12 protein-coding genes are annotated in these 19,208 nt (G+C 75.3%); 5 read left to right on the forward strand and 7 right to left on the reverse strand.

Going from position 1 to position 19,208, the window contains the following annotated elements:
- Positions 1-50: 50 nt before the first annotated feature.
- From WMF26_RS44690 to WMF26_RS44700, 3 genes are read right to left on the reverse strand one after another with little or no spacing between them, the layout of a single operon-like run.
- Positions 51-1,031, reverse strand: coding sequence for a pseudouridine synthase (locus WMF26_RS44690; RefSeq protein WP_437997707.1), 981 nt, complete (start codon positions 1,029-1,031; stop codon positions 51-53).
- Positions 1,032-1,038: 7 nt separating this feature from the next.
- Positions 1,039-4,089 (reverse strand): PEP/pyruvate-binding domain-containing protein, encoded by a 3,051-nt coding sequence (locus WMF26_RS44695; RefSeq protein ID WP_437997708.1) that lies wholly within the window; start codon positions 4,087-4,089, stop codon positions 1,039-1,041.
- Positions 4,086-5,030, reverse strand: coding sequence for an alpha/beta hydrolase (locus WMF26_RS44700; protein WP_437997709.1), 945 nt, complete (start codon positions 5,028-5,030; stop codon positions 4,086-4,088). The genes WMF26_RS44695 and WMF26_RS44700 overlap by 4 nt, the downstream gene beginning before the upstream one ends.
- Positions 5,031-5,250: 220 nt before the next feature.
- Here WMF26_RS44700 and WMF26_RS44705 point away from each other — a divergent pair, with 220 nt between their 5' ends.
- Entirely contained in the window at positions 5,251-6,852 is a 1,602-nt protein-coding gene (locus WMF26_RS44705) for an amino acid permease (RefSeq protein WP_437997710.1), read from the forward strand.
- A 60-nt stretch (positions 6,853-6,912) separates the two neighbouring features.
- Here WMF26_RS44705 and WMF26_RS44710 read toward each other — a convergent pair whose 3' ends face one another.
- Both WMF26_RS44710 and WMF26_RS44715 read right to left on the reverse strand, forming a co-directional pair.
- Positions 6,913-8,466, reverse strand: a complete 1,554-nt coding sequence (locus WMF26_RS44710) for a carotenoid oxygenase family protein (RefSeq protein WP_437997711.1) — start codon at positions 8,464-8,466, stop codon at positions 6,913-6,915.
- 65 nt (positions 8,467-8,531) lie between these two features.
- Complete coding sequence (locus WMF26_RS44715) at positions 8,532-10,121, reverse strand: AgmX/PglI C-terminal domain-containing protein (protein WP_437997712.1); 1,590 nt, start codon at positions 10,119-10,121, stop codon at positions 8,532-8,534.
- A gap of 691 nt (positions 10,122-10,812) precedes the next feature.
- Between WMF26_RS44715 and WMF26_RS44720 the strand changes: the two genes are divergently transcribed.
- From WMF26_RS44720 to WMF26_RS44730, 3 genes are all read left to right on the forward strand, one after another.
- On the forward strand, positions 10,813-12,876 hold the full coding sequence (locus WMF26_RS44720; RefSeq protein WP_437997713.1) for a TonB family protein: 2,064 nt from the start codon (positions 10,813-10,815) through the stop codon (positions 12,874-12,876).
- A gap of 57 nt (positions 12,877-12,933) precedes the next feature.
- The gene (locus WMF26_RS44725; protein ID WP_437997714.1) at positions 12,934-13,464 is read left to right on the forward strand and encodes a thioredoxin family protein; all 531 of its coding nucleotides are present in this window, start codon (positions 12,934-12,936) and stop codon (positions 13,462-13,464) included.
- Between the two features lie 107 nt (positions 13,465-13,571).
- The gene (locus WMF26_RS44730) at positions 13,572-14,204 is read left to right on the forward strand and encodes an AMIN-like domain-containing (lipo)protein (protein ID WP_437952143.1); all 633 of its coding nucleotides are present in this window, start codon (positions 13,572-13,574) and stop codon (positions 14,202-14,204) included.
- A gap of 70 nt (positions 14,205-14,274) precedes the next feature.
- Here WMF26_RS44730 and WMF26_RS44735 read toward each other — a convergent pair whose 3' ends face one another.
- Both WMF26_RS44735 and mutM read right to left on the reverse strand, forming a co-directional pair.
- A complete protein-coding gene (locus WMF26_RS44735; RefSeq protein WP_437997715.1) occupies positions 14,275-15,510 on the reverse strand; it encodes a LysM peptidoglycan-binding domain-containing protein in 1,236 nt (411 codons plus the stop codon).
- Positions 15,511-15,588: 78 nt separating this feature from the next.
- Positions 15,589-16,455 carry a bifunctional DNA-formamidopyrimidine glycosylase/DNA-(apurinic or apyrimidinic site) lyase gene (mutM, locus tag WMF26_RS44740; protein ID WP_437997716.1) on the reverse strand — a complete coding sequence of 289 codons (867 nt, stop codon included), beginning with the start codon at positions 16,453-16,455 and terminating at the stop codon, positions 15,589-15,591.
- A 73-nt stretch (positions 16,456-16,528) separates the two neighbouring features.
- Here mutM and recD2 point away from each other — a divergent pair, with 73 nt between their 5' ends.
- Complete coding sequence (gene recD2, locus WMF26_RS44745) at positions 16,529-19,009, forward strand: SF1B family DNA helicase RecD2 (protein ID WP_437997717.1); 2,481 nt, start codon at positions 16,529-16,531, stop codon at positions 19,007-19,009.
- The last annotated feature ends 199 nt before the right edge of the window (positions 19,010-19,208 follow it).

Below are 19,208 nucleotides of genomic sequence, written 5' to 3' on the forward strand. Positions count from 1 at the left end.
AAGGCCGGCGAGGGTCGCCAGGGCGGCACGGGCAAGAGAGCGAGGCGAGGTCATCGGGCACCACCGGAAGGAGCCGCCAGCGGCAAAGCCGCCTCGGGCGTCCCAGTCAGCACCTCTTCCCACGCGGAGCCGTCGCCGTCGAGCGCCCCCCAGAGATCCCGCAGCTCGTCCGGGACCGGCGCGAGCGCCGCGCGCTCCTCGCCGGCCTCGTCCGGCACCGCGACGCGCAAGGCGTGCAGCGCGACGCGCGCGAGCGGGAGCACACGGCCCCGCGCCGTGGTCACGGACCGCGCGCCGCCATGGTCGCGGTCGCCGAGGAGCGGCGCCCCCGCATGCGCCGCATGCACCCGCAGCTGGTGCATGCGGCCCGTCACCGGATCGAGGCGGAGCAGCGTGGCCGGCGCCGCGCCGCCGCCGGCCGAGGCGACCGCGCGGTACCGCGTCGCCGCCTCCTTCGCGCCGGCCCCGCCCACCGCCGGCAGGCTGCGCCCGCGCGACCGCGCCGCGCCGATGGGCGCGTCCCACGTGCCCGCCCCCTCGACCCGACCGCCGGCGATGCCGACGTACACCCGCGCGACGCGCCCCGCCTCGCGCATCGCCGCGAGGTGCCGCTGGCCCCGCGGGCCCGTCGCGCACAGCACCACGCCGCTCACGCCGACGTCGAGCCGCGAGGCCGCGTGCGGCGGCGCGCGCAGGCCGAGCAGCTCCGCGACCTCGGTGACCAGCGAGCGCGTGCCCCGGCGCTCCGGCTCCGTCGGCAACGCCGCCGGCTTCGACGCGACGAGGATCTCCCCCCAGCGCGCCAGCACCTCCACCGGCGGCGCCCCCGGCGCGTCGCGCCGCGCCGGCCACACGGCGAGCTCGTCGCCGGGGGCCACCGCGTCGCCCGGCCGCGCCCGCCGCGCGTTCAGGAAGGCGCGCCCCTCCGCCGCCGCGCCCGCGAGGCCCGGCGACGCGCCGCCCAGGCGCTCGAGGACGTCCGCCACCGTGGGGCCGTCGGACGGGCCGACCCGGAAGCGCGCGGTCGTCATACGGGCGTCATTCGGGCGGCGCGGCGAGCGGCGCCGCGCCGTCGCCCTGCGCGCCGCCGGCAGCGCCGTTCGGCGACGGCGGCGCGGCGCGCTCGTCGCGCTCGTTCAGCCGCTCGATCACGCCGCGATCGCCGTCGACCCGCAGCCGGTCGCCCGTCTTGATCGCCAGCGTCGCGCCGGGCACGTTCACCACCGCGGGGATGCCGTACTCGCGCGCGACGATCGAGGCGTGCGACATGGGGCCGCCGAGCTCGGTCACGACCGCGGCCGCCACGAGGAACAGCGGCGAGAGGCCGATGTCGGTCGTGCGCGCGACGAGCACCTCGCCCGGCGCCACCGCGTCGAGCGAGGGCGCGCCCGGCTCGAGCACGCGCGCCCGCCCCTCGACCACGCCAGGGCTCGCCGGCAACCCGAGCAGGCGCACCCCCGACGCGGGCGGCAGCACGACCGGCGGCGGCCGGCCGATGAACGTGGCCGGAGGATCGGGGCGCGCGGCGTCGCGCAGGTGCTCGGCGCGGCGCAGCCGCACGACGTGGCCCACGTCGGCGCGGCCGCTGGAGAGCGCCGTCACGAGCTCCTCGTAGGTGCAGAAGAACACGCTCCCGGGGAGCAGCGAGGGCTCGATGCGGAGCAGGCGCCGGTCGATGTCGAGCGCGACCTTGCGCAGCATGCCGAGGACGCGCGTCACCCACGTCCGCATGCGCTCCCGCAGGCGCACGTAGCGCTGCGCGCGGCCGACCAGCGTGCGGAGGAGCGCGAGCTCCACCCGCGAGACGCGCGTCTCGAGCATCGCCATCTCCCGGTCGGCGAGCGCCCGCGCGCGCGCCAGGGCGCGCTCCGGATCGCCAGGCGCCCCGCGCAGCGACGCGGTGAGCATCGCGATGACCGGCGCCGGGTCCTCCCGCCAGCGCGGGGTCGCGAGCTCCGCCTCGCGCACGGCGCGGTCGCCGTACGCGTCGAGGAACCGCGCGAGCGCGTCGCGCGCCGGCCCCTCGGGCAGATCGCGCGGCCCCCTCACCTCGCCGGCGAGGAGCCGCTCGCGCGACGCGCGATCGAGCATGACGAGCTCGGCCACCCGGGCGAGCTCGATGCCTGGCCCGGCGCTGTCGAGCTCGCGCACGCCGCCCGCGAGCACCTGCGCCAGGTGCTCGACGTTGGTCTCCGCGCGCCCGGCCGGGCCGTCGAGGGGCGCCTCGCCCGAGGCCGAGCGCGCCGAGGCGCGGCGGCCCGCGACCCGCTCGAGCGCCTTGCACAGCGCGAGGTGGCTCGCGAGCGACGCCGACGCGCAGTGCAGCATCAGCGTGCCGGTCCGCTCGAGCAGCAGGAAGACGCTCCGCAGCGTGGTGCCGATGGCGTCGTCCGGCAGGAGCGTCATGTCGAGCTCGGAGAGCGCGCGCTGGGCCCAGAGCGCCTCGCCCTCGTAGGCCGCGACCTCGCGCTCGAGCCGCGCCTGCCGGAGGAGGAGCCGCGGCCCGGTGAGCGGCAGCCGCGCGTAGAAGCGGCGCCGCGAGACGCCCGCGCTCTGCTCGGCGAGCCGCGCGATGAGCTGGTCGCTCGCCCCGCCGCTCATGCCGAGCAGCGCCCGCGGCGAGAGCCCCGGGACCTGGGCCGCGATCTGCATGAAGGCGGTCAGGTTGAGGTAGAAGCGCCCGTGCACGTTGGCGACGAGGCGCGCGCCGCGCGGCACGCGGCAGCCGAGCGCGGCGAACGCCTCGCGGAAGCCGCGGTCGGAGAACGCGCGCGCCACCGACCAGGTGAGCGGCGTCGCCGCGCCGGGGAGCGCCTCGCCCACGTTCGCGCGCGACCAGATCGTGTCGGCGCCGCCCCCCTCGGGGAAGCCGCCGCCGCTCACCGGACGCACCTGGAGCAGCCACACCCGCGGCTCCGCCGGCGCGCCCTCCGCCGGCGCGCCCTCCGCCGGCGCGCCCTCGGCCGGCGCGGCGTCGTCCGCGAGGCGGCCGGGGTCCTCCCCCTCGGCCACGGCGTCGTCCGCGAGGCGGCCGGGGTCCTCCCCCTCGACCGCGAACTCCACGTCGAACGGGCCCTTGCCGCCCTGCTCGAGCCGCTCGGCAAGCTCGGCGAGCTGCCGCAGCGCGGCCTCGCCGAGCGCCGGCCGATCGGCGCGCGCCGCGGGCACCGCGACCTCCTCGAGCCCCGCCGCGCCCACGACGAGCGCGCGCCGCTTCTGCGCCACCGCCGACGCGACGACCTTGCCGCCGCCCCGCGCGATCCGGAGGGTGTCGGCCGCCACGGCGCCGTCGACGACCGGCGCGCCCAGCCCGAGCGTGGCGTTCACGAGCCGCTCGCCGGCGCGCCAGTGCTCGCCCTCGAGCCCGGCCGGGGGCGCGGTGAAGAGCACGCCCGCGGCCTCGGCGCGCACCATCACCTGCAGCACGACCCCCATCGCGACGTCGCGGACGCCGGCGTGCGCGAGGTACGCGAGCGCGCGCGGCAGGAAGGCGCTCGCCCAGACCTGCCGGATCGCGGCGTCGAGCTCGGCGTCGCCGCGCACGCCGAGCACGGACGTCGCGAGCCCCGCCATCGACGTCTCGTCGCTGTCCTCGCAGGTGGCGCTGGACCGCACCGCGAGCCCCCACGGCGCCTCCGGCGCGATCGTCTGCCAGAGCGCCTGCAGCGCGGCCGAGAGCGTCTCCGGCAGCGGCTCGCTCAGGATGCGGTCGCGCGCCCGCGCCGCCCGGTCGACGCCGACCTTCGTGCCCGAGAGCCGGATCAGCGTGGCGAGGTCGTGCCCGCGCGGCAGCTGCCGGTCGACGAGCTCCGTGAAGCACCGCGCGTCGAGCACCCAGCCGCGCGGCACCGGGAAGCCGTCGCGCAGCAGGCGGCCGAGCGAGGCCGCCTTGCCGCCGACGCGCTTCGCGCTCGTGCTGCGGCGCTGGCCGGCGCTCTCGAGCGGCTTCAGCCACTCGCGCACGGAGGGCGGGTCGGTCGCGCTCTCGGCGCGGGCGATGCGTGTCGGGTCGGCCACGTCGTTGCCGAGGAAGTAACACGGTTCGGCGGCCTGGTCAGGGGCTTGTGACGCCCGGACCGCCGCGATCACGGCGCGCGCAACCCGCGCTGGACGCGCTCGTGCCAGAGCACCATTTCCACGCCTCCAGGCCCGCGGTTCCAGGCATAGTCGTGCGGTCCGGGCACAATGAGCAGCTCGTGGGCGACGCCGTCCTGCCGGAGCCGATCGCTGATCGCCTGGATGGCGGGCAGGAAGGGGTCGGCCTCGCTCGACACGAGCCGCAGCGCGAGCGCGCGGCGCTCGGTGGTCCGTCGCGCCCGGCGCGCGAGGGCGGAGAACATCTCGGCCTCGTCCGCCCGCACGGCCGGCTGGAGGGCGCCGACCGCGCCGAAGACCTCGGGGTGCGACAGGCCGACGAGCAGCGCGAGGCGGCCGCCGAGGCTCACGCCGTCGATCCCGGTCGCCTCGCGCGCCGTGAGGCAGCCGCTCTCGGCGCGCGCCCGCGGCAGGAGCCGCTCGACGACGAACCGCCCGAAGGCCGCGGCGCCCTCGACGGAGCGGTCGCGGAGGTCGGGCGCGAACGGCGTGGCGATGCACAGACCGCGGTAGGGGTGCTCGCCGAGCGAGGCGTTGAGCTGCGCGAGCCGCTCGCGCGTGACCATCTGCCCGAGGTCGTCCGGCGCGAGCGGCGGCGCGAGGATCCGCTGGAGGGTCGCGTCGAGGCGGTATTCGTCGCGCCACCCGCGCGCGCCGGCCTCGGGGCCGCGCACCGCCTCCCCGCGGCCGTGCAGCGCGACGAGCAGCGGCAGCGGCGCCGCGGCCTCGGGCGCGAGGAGCAGCGCGCGCTGCGGGCCTTCGCCGCCTTCGGCCGGCGCGAAGGCGAGCTCCTTCCAGCGGGAGGGGGCCGCCTCCGCCGCCGCGGGCCCTGGCGGGGGCGGCGAGCTCTTGCGCCGGCACGACGACGCGGCGAGCGCGGCGAGGCCGAGCAGGGCGCGCCGGCGCGAGGGCGAGGGGGGCGTCGTCGTGGACATGCGCGGCGAGGGTAGCAGCGGGGGCAGGCGGTCACCGCCGGCGGCCGCCGCACCGTGCTCGTCGTGGCTCCGGCGCATGCGCTGGTCAGTCGCCGGCGCCCCCATGTACGCTCGTCTGCGCGGGTGGGCTCCCCGAGAGGGGCGCGCACCGGCGAGGCGCGCCGATCCCGACGGGCTCCGTCGGTCACGAGCGCAAGACCGTCGAGGAAAGGGACCGCTCATGAGCCGTGAGACGAAGGGGGACGTCGGGGCGCGCTCCGGCGACGAGCCGCGCAGCGTGGAGGGCGTGATCGCCGAGGACGTGAAGACGCTCCACAGCATGGGCTATGCGCAGGAGCTCCTGCGCCGGATGGGGGGCTTCTCCAACTTCGCGATCTCGTTCTCGATCATCTGCATCATCGCGGGCGGCATCACCTCGTTCCAGATGGGGCTTTGCAGCGTCGGCGGGGCCGGCATCGGCATCGGCTGGCCGGTCTGCAGCGCGCTCTCGCTCTGCACCGCGCTCACGATGGGACAGGTCGCGTCCGCGTTCCCGACCGCCGGGGGGCTGTACCACTGGGCCTCGATCCTCGGCGGCCGGGGCTTCGGCTGGGCCACCGCGTGGTTCAACCTGATCGGCCTCGTCACCGTCCTCGCGGCGATCAACGTCGGCGCCTACCTGTTCATCATGAGCTCGCTCGGCCCGCTGTTCGGCGTCGACATCGCGACGATGTCCCCGGATCAGGCCCTCTTGACGCAGATCGTCGGGGTCACGCTCATCACGGGGACACAGGCGCTCTTCAACCACCTGGGGATCCGCGTCACAACCCTGCTCACCGATTTCAGCGGATACCTCATCCTCGTCGTCTCGGTGATCCTCACGCTCGCGATGCTCTTCTACGCGCCCCAGGTCGACCTCGGGCGGCTCGTCACGTTCACGAACTACAGCGGGGCGAAGGGGGGCGACGTGTGGCCGGAGACGAACAGCATGACGATGCTGTTCCTCCTGAGCTTCCTCCTGCCCGCGTACACGATCACCGGATACGACGCGTCGGCGCACACCTCGGAGGAGACGATCGGCGCGGCGCAGACCGTCCCGCGGGGCATCGTCCGGGCGGTGCTCGTCTCCGGCGTCTTCGGCTGGCTCATGCTGAGCGCGATCGTGCTCGCGATCCCCGACATGGACCAGGCCGCGTCGAAGGGCGGCGGGGTCTTCTTCTGGATCATGGAGAGCGTCATCCCGGAGAAGCTCCGGATCGCGCTCTACGCCGGCATCTCGATCGCCCAGTACCTCTGCGGGCTGGCCACGGTGACGTCCGCCTCGCGGATGACCTTCGCGTTCGCCCGCGACGGGGGGCTGCCGCTCTCGGAGCAGCTCCGCAAGGTGAGCCCGAAGTTCCGCACGCCGGCGACCGCGATCTGGGTCGTCAGCGCGCTGACGATCGCCTTCACCGTATACACGCCGGTCTATTCGACGATCACGGCCGTGTGCGTGATCTTCCTCTACATCTCCTATGTCATGCCCACGATGGCGGGCGTGCGCGCCTACGGCCGCACGTGGGTGACGATGGGGCCGTGGGACCTCGGCCCGCTGTACCGGCCGCTCGCGGTCATCAGCGTGCTCGCGTGCCTGATGCTCATCGTGGTGAGCGTCCAGCCCCCGAACGACAAGGCCCTTGTCATCATGCTCATCGTGTTCGCGCTGACGGCGATCGTCTGGTTCGCGCTGGAGCGCCGCCGCTTCCAGGGCCCGCCGCAAGGGGTGATGATCCAGCAGCGAGCGCAGGAGATCGCGGAGGCGGAGCGCGCCGTCGGCCAGGTCGCCTCGGGCGGCGGACGGTAGCGACCCGGAGGCGCGCAGGCGGGGGCGCGGCGGTCAGCCGCGCAGGCGGGGGCGCGGCGGTCAGCCGCGCGCCACCCACGAGCCGTGAAAGCCGTACGGGATCCGGTGCGGGCAGCGCAGCACCGCGACCGGCTCGCGCTCGACGTCGAGCGCGTCGAGGACGAGGAGGTCGCTGTGGTCCGTCTCGGCGCGGTACACCACGGCGAGCAGCCACCCCTCCCCCTCCGGCGCTCCCTCGCCGCGGGGCACGAACACCGGCTCGGACGTGAAGCTCGATCGACCGAGCTCGTGATAGCGCGTGCGCCGCTCGACGTGGTCGACCAGGGCGATGGCGTTGTGGTGCCCCCGGCCGTCGCTGTCGCCGCGCCTGCACACCATCCAGCCGTAGCGGTACGGCCGCGCCGTGAACCGCGGATCGACGATCGGAAACTCGGCCGGCGCCTCGTCCAGCAGGGTCTCGCTGACGGCGCCCTTGTCGGGATCGATCCGGAGGCGGGTGAGCCGCCCTTCCGGGTTCTCCGTGAGCGGCGGGTTCGGGTTCTCCCCGCCGAGATCGAAGAGCGGGAGGCGCGGGTACCGCACCACGTCGAGCACGACGGAGCCGCCGTCGTCGAAGGCGTTCATCGTGTGGAAGACGAAGCAGGCGGGGAGATCGACCGTGCGCGCGGGCGCGCCCGGCTCGTCCCGCGGTACCACGATGAGGCGCGCGCCCTCCGAGGGCTCCCACCGGACCGGGTTCGAGGTTTTGAAGTTCTCGTACCGCATGGTCGCGGGCAGGTGATAGAGGATCGCCCGCGTCGCCGTGACGCCGAAGTCGTGCATCATCGCCGGGAACGGCACGTCGATGTCGCGCGAGAAGCGGAGCGAGCCGTCCGCGGAGAAGGCGTAATACGTCAGGTGCGGCGGCCGCGGCGAGGCGCCGAAGGTGTAGATGTCGCCCGTCTCCGGATCGACCTTCGGGTGCGCGACCATGCGGCGCGCCTCCAGCACGCCGCCGAACGTGAAGCGCCCGCGCGTGGCGAGCGTCTCGGGGTCGAGCTCGTGCGCGGCCGAGTTCTCGACGAGCGTCAGCAGCCTGCCGGCGAGCCTGAGCACGTTCGTGTTGCTCCGGTCCTGCGCCCGCATGATCCGCCGCACCTGATCCTCGCGCGGCGGCAGCCCGAGCAGCCCGCGCACGCGGAGCTCGATGAGCTCGGAGGGCGTGAAGCCGAGCGCCTTCCAGCCGTCGACTGAGGTGCGCCGGCCAAAGCCGCGGAGGCCGCCGAAGAGCGCCCGGCCCGCCTGCTCCTCCCAGCGGAGCTTGTCCGTGCGGACCCAGCGGCGGCGGTGCGCCACGCGCCCGCCCTCAAAACGGAACGCGTCCACCATGCCGTCGCCCTCGAACCAGTGATAGAGGGCGGGATCGAGCGGCTCGAACCGCGGCGCGGGCCCGATCCGGTAGAGCGCGCCGGCGAGCGCCGCCGGTACCTCTCCCGACACGAGCTCGAGCGAGGCGCACTCCGTCTCGCTCCGGAAAGGGGCGTAATTCCCTTCGAGAAAGGGGTTTTGAAGGGTCTTTTCGGGCGCGCGCTGCGCGCGCCCGAGCGTGCTCAGGATTCGGGATAGGGCGCTCACGCACGCACGATAGAGCATACAACTCGCCGGGGCGACACCGAAGGTCAGCCGCCGGAAGGGGCGAGTCAGCCGCCGGAAGGGCTGAAGAGGATAGGATAGGTCACGGTCACGATGCCGGCGTCCGGCGGCGGGAACGACAGCCCGTAGAACGAGCGCACCACGCAGGCGACCACGCCGGCGTCCGGCAGGTCGGAGCCGCCGTTCTGGACGCTGGAGACCGCGCCGTCACGGCCAATCGTGAAGCCGACCGCCACGCGCCCGGCGAGGTTCGGGCTGTTGCGCAGCCCGTTCTCGTAGCAGAGCCGGAATCGGCCGAAGTTCTGCCGCACGATGCGCTGGATCACCTCGGGCGGGAGCCGGCCCGACACCGAGGTCGACCCGACCCCCATCCGCGGCGCGCGCACCTTGTGGCCGGGTCCGTTGCTGAAGCGCGACGCGCCGCCGCCCGGGCCGAAGCCCTGCCCGTCGCCGAGCCCGTTGCCGTGGTCGATGGTGCCGAGGGGGCCCATCCCGATGCCCGTGAAGCGCCCGCCGCCGCCCTCGCCGACGCCGGTCAGCCCGAGGCCCCCGGCGCCGCCCGACTCATCGATCGTCTCGCCCCACAGGTTGCCGATCACGCTCTTCGCCCCGTTGCCGAGCGTGTCGACGCCGCCCCAGGGGGCCGAGGGCGCGTTCGGATCGCCGAGGCCGGCCTGGAGCATGCCGATCATGCCGAAGCGGGCCGCGTCGTCGAGCGCCTGCGCCCGCGAGATCCGCACGTCGGCGTTGTCCTTCGGCCCCTCGATGTCGAAGCGCCCGTTGGTCTTCCGGCTCGTCGCGCTCCCGGCCTTGCCCGACTCGCCGATCGCGGCCGCGCCCGAGCCGCCCTCGGTGTCGTTCGGGCGGGTCGCCTCCGCGCCCTCGGTCGCCTCGGGCAGCTCCCGCTCCGCGGTCGCCGCGAGCGCCTGCGCCATGAGGTACGCCTGCTCCGCGCTCACGCCGCCGTCGTCGGCCATCGCCAGCGGGGGCATGAACGCGGCCATGGCCCCGAGCACGCCGACATGGACCAGCGTCGAGAGCGCGGCGAACGGCAGGCTCCGGCGGTCGAGGCTCACCTTGCCCGCGACCCGGCGGCCCGCGTTGCCCACGGCGACCTCGAAGCCGAAGTCGCCGAGGTCGAGCCGCGCGCGCGCGCCGAGCGGCAGCGCGACCCGCCGCGCCCCGCCGAGCGCAGCGTCCGCCGCCGCGCGGCCCGTGGCGATCGCCTGCGCGACCGTCATCTTGCAGCTCCCGATCTCGATCATCCCCGACGCGCCCGGCGGGATCACGGCGCTCACCTCGCCGTCGTCGCCGACGAGCACGAGCGGCGCCCTCGCCGCGCCCAGCCGCTCCGCCGGGAGGAAGAAGTCGCACGCGCCCTCCGCGCCGTCCTGCTCGCCCACGTGGAAGGAGCGCGGCGGGGTCAGGTGCGCCACGTGGATCAGGTTGCTCCCCCAGCGGATCAGCACCTCGACGGACAGCGCCTCGGTCTCGCACTCCGCGGCGGGCAGCTCGGGCGCGCTCTTGACCAGCGCGTACGTGTACGAGCCCTCCGGCGCGTCCGCGGTCACCTCGGGATCGCGGGCCGGAGACGCGCTGAAGGGCGGGTTGCCGAGAAACGGATTCGGGGATGCCATGCTCGGAGCCAACTTGAACGTATCCATCTGAAGCCAGGCCTTTCCCTGCTCCCGCGTGCGGCGTGGACCGCGCAGCGAGCGGTCTGAATGGAGCGAGCCCGCGAGGGCCCGCGCTCTGGCGTTCCCCGGCGCACGCGCGGCGAGCTTCACCGCTCTCTGCGTGCGCCGCGGAGCACCGCGTCCACGCCCGGGATCGACAGCGCCCCCGGCCCCAGGTTCCGGACCCGCCACGCGATTTTCAGCGGCGAGATCGCGCCCAGGGCGTTGAATGAACTCCAGATTGCCGGCCCGACCCCGCGCCGCTCGGCGCGGCGGCTCGCCCCCGGCCCTCGCGGAGCGCGCCACCTCGGGAGGGGCAGGCGCCGACGTCCGCGCCTCGGTGTGTGTGCGAAGGCCACCTCGATGCGATGCGCGCGGTTGGCCAACAGACATGGAGTCGTCGCGAAACACAGCCGTAAACTTCCGGTGCTCTCTGATGAACCGCGCCGCGCAGCGGGAAGACGCGCCGCGCAGCGGGAAGACGCGATCGAGCGCGCCGCCGACAGCGCACCAGACACGGCCGCTCCGCGCCGTCGAACGAGCGGAGCCGCGCGGGGATCGCGAGGTGCGCAGTCCAACGAGACGACAAGACGCGCGAAACAACGGGCGTTGGGGTAGCCGCGCCCCCGCCGTCGTGCGTATGATGAACGGCATGGGTGCGACCAGGAGCAGCGGTCAAGACCCGCTCATCGGCGCGACGATCGCCGGTCGATATCGGATCGTATCGCTCATCGCGCGCGGGGGTATGGGCAAGGTGTACAGGGCAGAGCAATCGGCCCTGGGACGGATCTGCGCCCTCAAGCTCCTCGTGCCCGACGAGCGCCGCGAGCAAGATCCGGAGTTCTTCCGGCGCTTTTCACGCGAGGCCGCGACCGCGGCGCGGCTCACCCACCCGAACTCCGTCACCGTCTTCGATTACGGCAGGGACGATCCGCGCGGCATTTATTTCATCGCGATGGAGTACATCGCTGGCCGTACGCTGCACCGTGTGCTCCACGACGAGGGCGCGCTCCCCGAGGCGCGCGCGAGCCGGATCGCGCGGCAGATCTGCCGCGCGCTCATCGAGGCGCACGGCCTCGGCCTCGTGCACCGGGATCTCAAGCCGAGCAATGTGCTCCTCGTCGACCAGGGAGACGAGCAGGACTTCGTCAAGGTGCTCGACTTCGGCCTGGTCAAGGACGTCTCGGGGCAGGACCTGGACGATCTGACCCAGAAGGGCCTGTTCATCGGCTCTCCCAAGTACACCGCGCCGGAGCAGGCGATGGGCCACGAGCTCTCGCCGCGCGCGGACATCTACGCGCTCGGCGTCCTGCTCTACGAGATGCTCTCGGGCAAGGTGCCGTTCGACAAGAAGGTGCCCACGGCGACCCTCATGGCCCACGTCAGCGAGCCGCCGCCGCCGCTCGCCGGGAGCGCTCCGGGCGCGCTCGTGTCGCCGGCGATGGAAGCCATCGTGATGCGGTGTCTCGAGAAGGACCCGGACAGGCGCTTCCAGTCGATGAAGGAGTGTCTCATCGCGCTGAAGAGCGCGGCCGGCGAGCCGATCGATCTCGCGCGGGCCTCGGCGCCCGAGCGGCTGTCCGTGGCGCAGCTCGGCGGCGCGCTGCCCTCCGCGCCGTCGAACTCGGGGCCGCGCCTCTCGGCCCTCTCGCCGTCGCCGAGCGAGCTGGGCGCGCCGCCCCGCGCCGGGGCGAGCGAGCCCGCCGCGCCGATCCGCCAGCCGCAGGGCGACTCGCTCTCTCCGGCCCAGGCGCCGCCGACCGTCGGCGGCTCCGTCGGCCCTGCTCGTCCTGCGCCGGTGTCCGTCTACATCGTGGCGCTCGTCGCGGCGATCGTCGGCGGGGGGCTCGTGCTGGCGCTCACCGGGCACGTGCGCGGGCGCGCTCCGGACGCCGCGAGCGCCCCGGCCGCCGCGCAGCCCGCCCCGGTGCCGCTCGCCATGCCCGTCGAGGCCTCGGTGGGCCGAGAGCCCGGCGCCGCGGCCGAGTTCAGGATCGTGAGGATCGAGAGCGCCCCGCCCGGGGCCCGCGTGTCCGACCGCGGGACGGAGGTCTGCCTTTCGACCCCGTGCCGGCTCGTGCTGCAGGGCGCCGGGACCACGGCCGAGTACCGGCTCAATCTGACCAAGCCCGGCTACAAGCCGGCCGTGCTGGTCGTCCGCCCCGAGGACGAGACCGCCTCGGCGGAGCTCGAGGCGCTCGCCGCGGCGGCGCCGGCGCCGAGCCCGCACGCCGCGGCGAGCGCGCTCCCGGAGCCGGCGCCCCCGGCGGAGCCGCCGAGCGCCGGGCCGCCGAGCGATGGGCCGTCGCCGAGCGCCGGGCCCGTCGCTGCCGGGCCGAGCGCCGCGCAGCCGGCCGCGATCGCCGCGCCGGAGCCTCCGGCGGCCGGGGCCGCGGCGGCGCCGGCCGCGCCGGCGCCAGCCGCCCCCGAGATCCTGCCGTTCCAGGAGGGGATGACGCGCCCCGTGCCGATCGCCGCGCCCGCGGTCGTCTACACGCGGCAGGCGCGGCAGGCGCGGGTCGAGGGGACCGTCCTCGCGAAGTGCGTGGTGACGACGGCCGGCAGCCTCACCGGCTGCCGGATCGTCAAGGGCGTGCCCCACATGAACGAGGCGGTCCTCGAGGCGCTCGCGGCGAGCCGCTACAAGCCGGTCACCTACCAGGGCCGGCCGGTCAACGTCGACTACGTGTTCTCGATCAAGCTCGTGCTCCCCTGAGGCGCTGGCGCAGCCGGCCGCCGTGAGCAAGACCGTGCCCGAGAGGGAGACGACGACGTGAACGGTCATGGCCGGAAGGGGTCGGCTGGCGCCGGGCTGGTGCTCTGTCTCGCGGCGCTCCTCGGCTGCTCGCGGGAGGAGACCTCCGCGCCGGCCGCAGGGAGCGGCGTCGCGCGGCCGGCGGCGCTGCGGGCCGAGGTCGAGCTCGCGCCGGACGGCGGCGAGGTGCCGGCGCTGGTGCACGCGGCGCGGGAGCGCGCCCGGCGGGAGGGGCGCGAGCTCGTCGTCTACGTGGGCGCGCCGTGGTGCGAGCCGTGCACGAGGTTCCACGACGCCGTGAAGGCGGGCCAGCTCGACGCGGCCTTCCCGGCGCTGCGCCTGCTCGAGTTCGACCTCGACCGCGACCGGGATCGGCTCGCCGAGGCCGGTTACGCGTCGAAGATGATCCCGCTGTTCGTCGTGCCCGGCGAGGACGGCCGGGGGACGCGCCTCCGCATCGAGGGGTCGGTGAAGGGCGAGCGCGCGGTGGACGAGATCGTGCCCCGGCTCGCGGCGATCCTGGCCAGGGCGCGGGCGCCCTCGCGGTGATCCTCGGCGGCGCGCGCCGGCCGCGCCGCCCCCGCGATGCCCGCGGCGGCGCGCGCCGCGTCGTCGCAGTGGACGTTCGGCGGCCGTGGCGCCATGAAAGCCCCCTCATGAGGACCGCCGACCTCCTGCTCGCCGCCGCAACCGTGTCGCTCGCCGCGGGCTGCCGCGGCGGCGCCGGCAGCGAGCCTGCTCAGCCAGTCCCGCAGGTGACGCCGATCGACACGCGCCCCGAAGGGCCGGCCGTGGACGACGAGCCGCCCACGCCGCGGCCTCCGAAGGCGGCGGATCCCACGAGCACCGACACGTTCGAGGGCACCGCGGGCGCCACCGACAAGCCGCGCGCCGGCGCGAAGGTCGCGATCCTGCGCGACGTGCGCGCGGCCCGGCACGAGCACTACGACCGCGTCGTGTTCGAGTTCGAGGGGGACGCGGTGCCGGGCTACCACGTCGACTACATCGACAAGCCGGTGCGGCAGTGCGGCTCGGGCGAGGCGACCGAGATCGCCGGCGACGGGTGGCTCGCCGTGCGCATGACCCCCGCCGCGGCGCACACGGACGAGGGGAAGCCCACGATCCCGTTCCGCGAGCGGAAGCTCGCGCTCGGCGTGGCGCTGGAGCTCGAGCGGACGTGCGACTTCGAGGCCGAGGTGACGTGGGTGCTCGGGGTCTCGTCGCCGAACAAGTACCGCGTCCTCGAGCTGACCAAGCCGGCGCGGCTCGTGGTCGACGTGAAGCACTGAGCGGGGCCGAGGCCGCGCCCGCGGGCCGACCGCTCCCGGAGGGCCGGCGGCGGAGCCCCTCCCGCGGCTCTCAGCCGCCCAGCGCCGGCCCGGCTTCGTCGTGGCGCACCGGCGGCGACGCCTCCGCGGCCCGCGGCGGGGGCAGCCGGCGCGGCGGCACGACGACGTGCTTCGGCGGGGCGGCGGGGCCGCTCGACGGCCGCGGGATGTTGTAGACACGCTTCGCCTGGATCGCCGTCGAGCGCAGGCCGTTCGCCCGCTTGATCGCCTCCACCGTGGTGCCGTACTGCCGGGCCAGCGAGCCCAGCGTCTGCCCCTTCTTCGCGGTGTGCCGCACGTAGTGCGCCGTCGGCTTGATCGCCCCGCGCTTCACGAGCAGCGGGTACGCGCGCACGGCCGACTCCTGCGCGACCGGGCTGTAGAACCGGATGTGGATGTGGTTCGCGTGCCCCCGGGCATGGCGGATGAGCGGGCGCGGCTTCCTCGACCCGTACTGGAAGACCTCGTCGAGCCAGTCCTTGTCCTCGCCGATCTTCAGCGCGTGCTCCTTGAGCAGCCGCTGCACGCTGCTGTCGATGAGGATGAGCTCCACGTCGGTCTCGGTGATGAGCGCCCGGACGAAGGCCCAGGTGCGCTCTCGATCGAGGTTCGCCGCCGTGGCCCGCTGGTACCATTGGTGCCGCGCGTCGAGGAAATAGCTGATGTCGACGTCGCGCCCGGCCTGGTGGCTCTTGTGCGGAGAGAGCCGGCCGCCGTCCCGGGCGCTGATGTGCCCGATGTAGAGCTTCGGGCTGCCCGGGAACTGCCGGTGCACCTCCGCGATCGCCCGGTCGAGCGCGTCGACCGTCTCGCGCGTCCCCCAGGCGTGGCCCGGATCGACGAGCTCCCACCGGTCGCTCTCGGGCATCCGGATGCCGTTGAACAGCGCGCCCGCGTTGGTGGCGCCCACCGACATCGGCCCCAGCGCCGCCGGGTCCTTCGCGAGCAGCTCCTCGATCTGGGCCTCGGTCATCGCCGCGAGCGGCGAGTGCGCGCGCGTGCCGGCGCCCGGATCCACCCGCAGATCCAGGCCGTCGTCGGCCTCGGCGCCGTCCTCGTCCACCTCGTCTTCGTGCTCGTGCGCGTCCGCGTGCGCGGCGTCCTCCGCCGCTGCCCCGGGCGCCGGCGCGCCGGCGCCCGGCTCCACGGCGACCGAGGCCGTCGCGCGCAGCAGGCGGTCCTTGGACCGCGCCGCCTCCGGCGCGCTCCCGGCACAGCCCGCGAGAACGAGGGCGCAGAGGACGGAAAGCAAGGTGCTGCGGCCCATCGCGGGGCCACTATACCGGCACGAAGATGTCACGCCAACCGCGGGCCCGCGGCGCAAATCCCTTCGCGCGACGGGTGTTCAGCGCTGGGGTGCCCTGCGCGGCCCAGCGCGCGCCCGCGCGCGGCCGCGCTCCGGCTGGCAGCGCGGGCAGAAGGCGCTGGAGCGGCCGCCGATCGCGCGCGTCTCCAGCGCCGCGCCGCAGCGGGGGCACGGCTGGCCGGCGCGCGCGTAGACGAGGAACGGGTTCGGCGTCGCGCCGGACTCGGACAGGTAAGCGATCTCGCCCGCGCCGATCGCCCGGAGCGTGTGCGCGATCGAGCCCAGGGCGCCGGCGGCGATCGCGGCCACCTCCTCGCGCGAGAGGGATCGGCCTGGCCGCGCCGGGTGCACGCCGGCCCGGAAGAGCGCCTCGGTCGCCTGGATGTTGCCGAGGCCGGCGATCACCGCCTGGTCCATGAGGATCGCCTTCACGGCGCGCGCGCTCGCCCGCGCGCGCCGCGCCAGGGCGTCCACGTCGATCCCGTCGCGCAGCGGATCCGGGCCGAGCGCGGCGATCTCGGGGATCTCGCCCGGCGAGACGCCGCGCAGGACCGCGAGGCGGCCGAGGAGCCGCGGATCGCTGTAGTGGAGCACGCTCCCCGAGGCGAGCAGCAGCCGGGCGCGGCTGTGCGCCGGCGCGGGCTCGCCCGGCGAGCGGCGCACCCATTTGCCGGTCATCCCGAGGTGGCTGAGCAGCACCACGCCGGCGTCGAGCTCGAGCGTAAGGTACTTGCCGAAGCGCGTGAGGCGCTCGAGCGCGCGGCCCGGGAGATCGCGCTCGAAAGCGTCGCGGCTCGATCCGCGGAACAGGCGGGTGCGGTCGCCCTCGGCGGACGCGATCCGGTCGCCCGCCAGGAAGCGGCGCAGCGAGGCGGCGGCGTGCTCGACCTCGGGGAGCTCCGGCACCCGCGAGGAGTATCACGCGCCGCGGCGCACGAGGGCGTTGCCGCCGGCGGGCCGGCGGCTACATGCTGCCCTCGTGCAAGGGTCCCAGCGGAGCGGCCGCCCCGATCGGGCAGCCCGGGGGGCAGCCGCGCCGCCGCCGGACGGCGCGCCGCGCCCGCACGAGCGCGCCGAGCGCCCCGGCGGGGCCGGCGAGCGCCCCGGCGGGGCCGGCGAGCGCCCCGGCGGGGCCGGCGAGCGCCCCGGCGGGGCCGGCGAGCGCCCGCCGGGCGGCGGGGGCCAGCAGCGGCTCTTCTCGGCCAGGGAGGCGGCGGGCAACGGGCCCGCGACGGTCGAGGGCGAGGTCGCCCGCGTCACCTACGAGAACGAGTCGAGCGGCTTCCGGGTGCTGCGGGTGGAGGTCGCCCCCGGCGCCGCCCCGGAGGTCTGGGTCGGGGTGTTCCCGCAGGTCGTCCCCGGCACGCGCGTGCGCGCGACGGGGCGCTACGAGCGCGATCCGAAGCACGGCGAGCAGCTCAAGGTCGAGACCCTGCTGCCGATCGCCCCCGCCACGCTCGACGGGCTCGAGCGCTACCTCGGGTCGGGCATGGTGCAGGGCATCGGGCCCGCGTACGCCAAGCGGATCGTGGAGGCGTTCGGCGCCGAGACGCTGGAGATCCTCGACCGGTCGCCGGAGCGGCTCGCCGAGGTCCCCGGGCTCGGCCAGCGCAGGGCACAGGCGGTCGCGAAGGCGTGGGCGGCGCAGCGGGCGATCGGGGCCATCATGATCTTCCTCCAGGCGCACGGCGCCTCCCCGGCGCTGGCGAGCCGCATCTACAAGCGGTTCGGCCCCCACGCGATCGACATCGTCTCCCGCTCCCCGTACCGGCTCGCGCTCGACGTGTGGGGCATCGGCTTCAAGACCGCCGACCGGATCGCGCGCTCGATCGGCGTCCGGGCCGACTCGCCCGAGCGGGCGCAGGCGGGCGTGCTGCAGACGCTCGTCGACCTGTCGACCCGCGGGCACACGCTGGCGGAGCGGCCGGAGCTCGCGGAGCTCGCCGCGGCGATGCTCGAGCGCGACGCCGCCGAGGTCGACGGCGCGATCGACGCGCTCGCGGCGAGCGGCCACGTGCGCGTCGAGGCGCTGTCGACCGGCGAGGTGGCCGTCTACCCGAAGGACCTCTACGAGGCCGAGGTGCGGCTCGCGCGCCGGATGCGCTCGCTGCTCGGGGACGACGACGACGGCGCGGCCGGCGACGCGCGCCTCGCGGAGGGCGTCGACGCGGCGATCGCCGCGTTCGAGGAGAAGACGAAGGTCTCGCTGGCGCCCGCGCAGCGCAGCGCCGTGGAGCAGGCGGCGCGGAACAAGGTGCTGGTCATCACGGGCGGCCCCGGCGTCGGCAAGACGACCATCGTCCGGGCCATCCTGGCGCTCTTCGACCGCGCCCGGCTGCCGGTGCGGCTCGCCGCGCCCACGGGCCGCGCCGCCAAGCGGATGAGCGAGGCGACCGGGCGCGAGGCGGTCACGCTCCACCGCCTCCTGGAGTTCGACCCGAAGCAGCGCAAGTTCGGTCGCCAGCGGGGCCGCCCGATCGAGGCGGCGGCGATCGTGGTCGACGAGGCGTCGATGCTCGATCTGGCGCTCGCCGACGCGCTCCTCCAGGCCACGTCCGACGCGGCGCGGCTCGTGCTGGTGGGCGACGTCGACCAGCTGCCCTCGGTCGGACCGGGCGCGGTGCTGCGGGACGTGATCGCCTCCGGCGAGGTGCCCACGGTGCGGCTCACGCAGATCTTCCGGCAGGCCGAGGGCAGCCTCATCGTCCGGAACGCGCACCGCATCCACGACGGCGAGCCGCCGGAGGGCGCGCGCGGGCCCGGCGGCGAGTTCTACGTCATCGAGCGGACCGAGGCCGAGGCGGCGGCGGAGCTGATCCTCCACCTCGTGACCGAGCGCATCGCCAAGGGGTTCGGGCTGGACCCGCGGCGGGACGTGCAGGTGCTGACGCCGATGCACAAGGGTGAGGCCGGCGCGATCGCCCTGAACGCGCGGCTGCAGGCGGCGCTGAACCCCGAGGGCCCGACCGTCACGCGCGGCGCGCGGACGCTGCGGCTCGGCGACAAGGTGATGCAGCTCCGCAACGACTACGACCGCGAGGTCTACAACGGCGACGTGGGGTTCGTCACGGAGGTGAACGCCGAGGAGCGGAAGCTCCAGGTGCGCTTCGACGATCGCGAGGTCAGCTACGAAGAAGCGGAGCTCGAGGAGCTGACGCTCGCCTACGCGACGAGCATCCACAAGAGCCAGGGGAGCGAATATCCGGCGGTGATCGTGCCGATCCTCACCCAGCATTTCGTGATGCTCTCGCGGAACCTCATCTACACGGCGGTGACGCGCGGCAAGCGGCTCGTGGTGCTCGTCGCGGATCCGCGGGCCGTGTCGCTGGCGCTGGCGGAGACCCGGAAGGAGGAGCGCCGGACCCACCTGGCGGAGCGGTTGCGCAGCGCGGCGCCGGCGCGCTCCGGGCCGGCGCGCGAGCTCAAGCCGGCCCTCGCCGCCGGCCCGCGACTCGACTAGGACGGCGCGCGGAGCAGGGAGAGGGCGAGCGATATGAGCGTCCGTGACGGCGAGAGCGACAGCGAGCACGACAGCGATCCCACGAGCGACAGCGAGCCGCGCGGCGCAGCGACGGCAGCGGCGACGCAAGCCGCAGCGCGGCAGGTCGGGAGCGCGGCGAGCGCGGCGAAATTCACTGGAATCACGGGCGGAATCACGG

It is taken from the genome of Sorangium sp. So ce185, from assembly GCF_051526825.1.
Taxonomy (GTDB): domain Bacteria; phylum Myxococcota_A; class Polyangia; order Polyangiales; family Polyangiaceae; genus Sorangium; species Sorangium cellulosum_D.

What these genes read in the sequence shown, in the direction of transcription:
- WMF26_RS44705 (WP_437997710.1), top strand. Translation starts at nt 5,251, where the DNA reads ATGAGCCGTGAGACGAAGGGGGACGTCGGGGCGCGCTCCGGCGACGAG.
- WMF26_RS44690 (WP_437997707.1), bottom strand. Translation starts at nt 1,031, where the DNA reads ATGACGACCGCGCGCTTCCGGGTCGGCCCGTCCGACGGCCCCACGGTG.
- WMF26_RS44715 (WP_437997712.1), bottom strand. Translation starts at nt 10,121, where the DNA reads ATGGCATCCCCGAATCCGTTTCTCGGCAACCCGCCCTTCAGCGCGTCT.
- WMF26_RS44720 (WP_437997713.1), top strand. Translation starts at nt 10,813, where the DNA reads ATGGGTGCGACCAGGAGCAGCGGTCAAGACCCGCTCATCGGCGCGACG.
- WMF26_RS44700 (WP_437997709.1), bottom strand. Translation starts at nt 5,030, where the DNA reads ATGTCCACGACGACGCCCCCCTCGCCCTCGCGCCGGCGCGCCCTGCTC.
- WMF26_RS44735 (WP_437997715.1), bottom strand. Translation starts at nt 15,510, where the DNA reads ATGGGCCGCAGCACCTTGCTTTCCGTCCTCTGCGCCCTCGTTCTCGCG.
- WMF26_RS44730 (WP_437952143.1), top strand. Translation starts at nt 13,572, where the DNA reads ATGAGGACCGCCGACCTCCTGCTCGCCGCCGCAACCGTGTCGCTCGCC.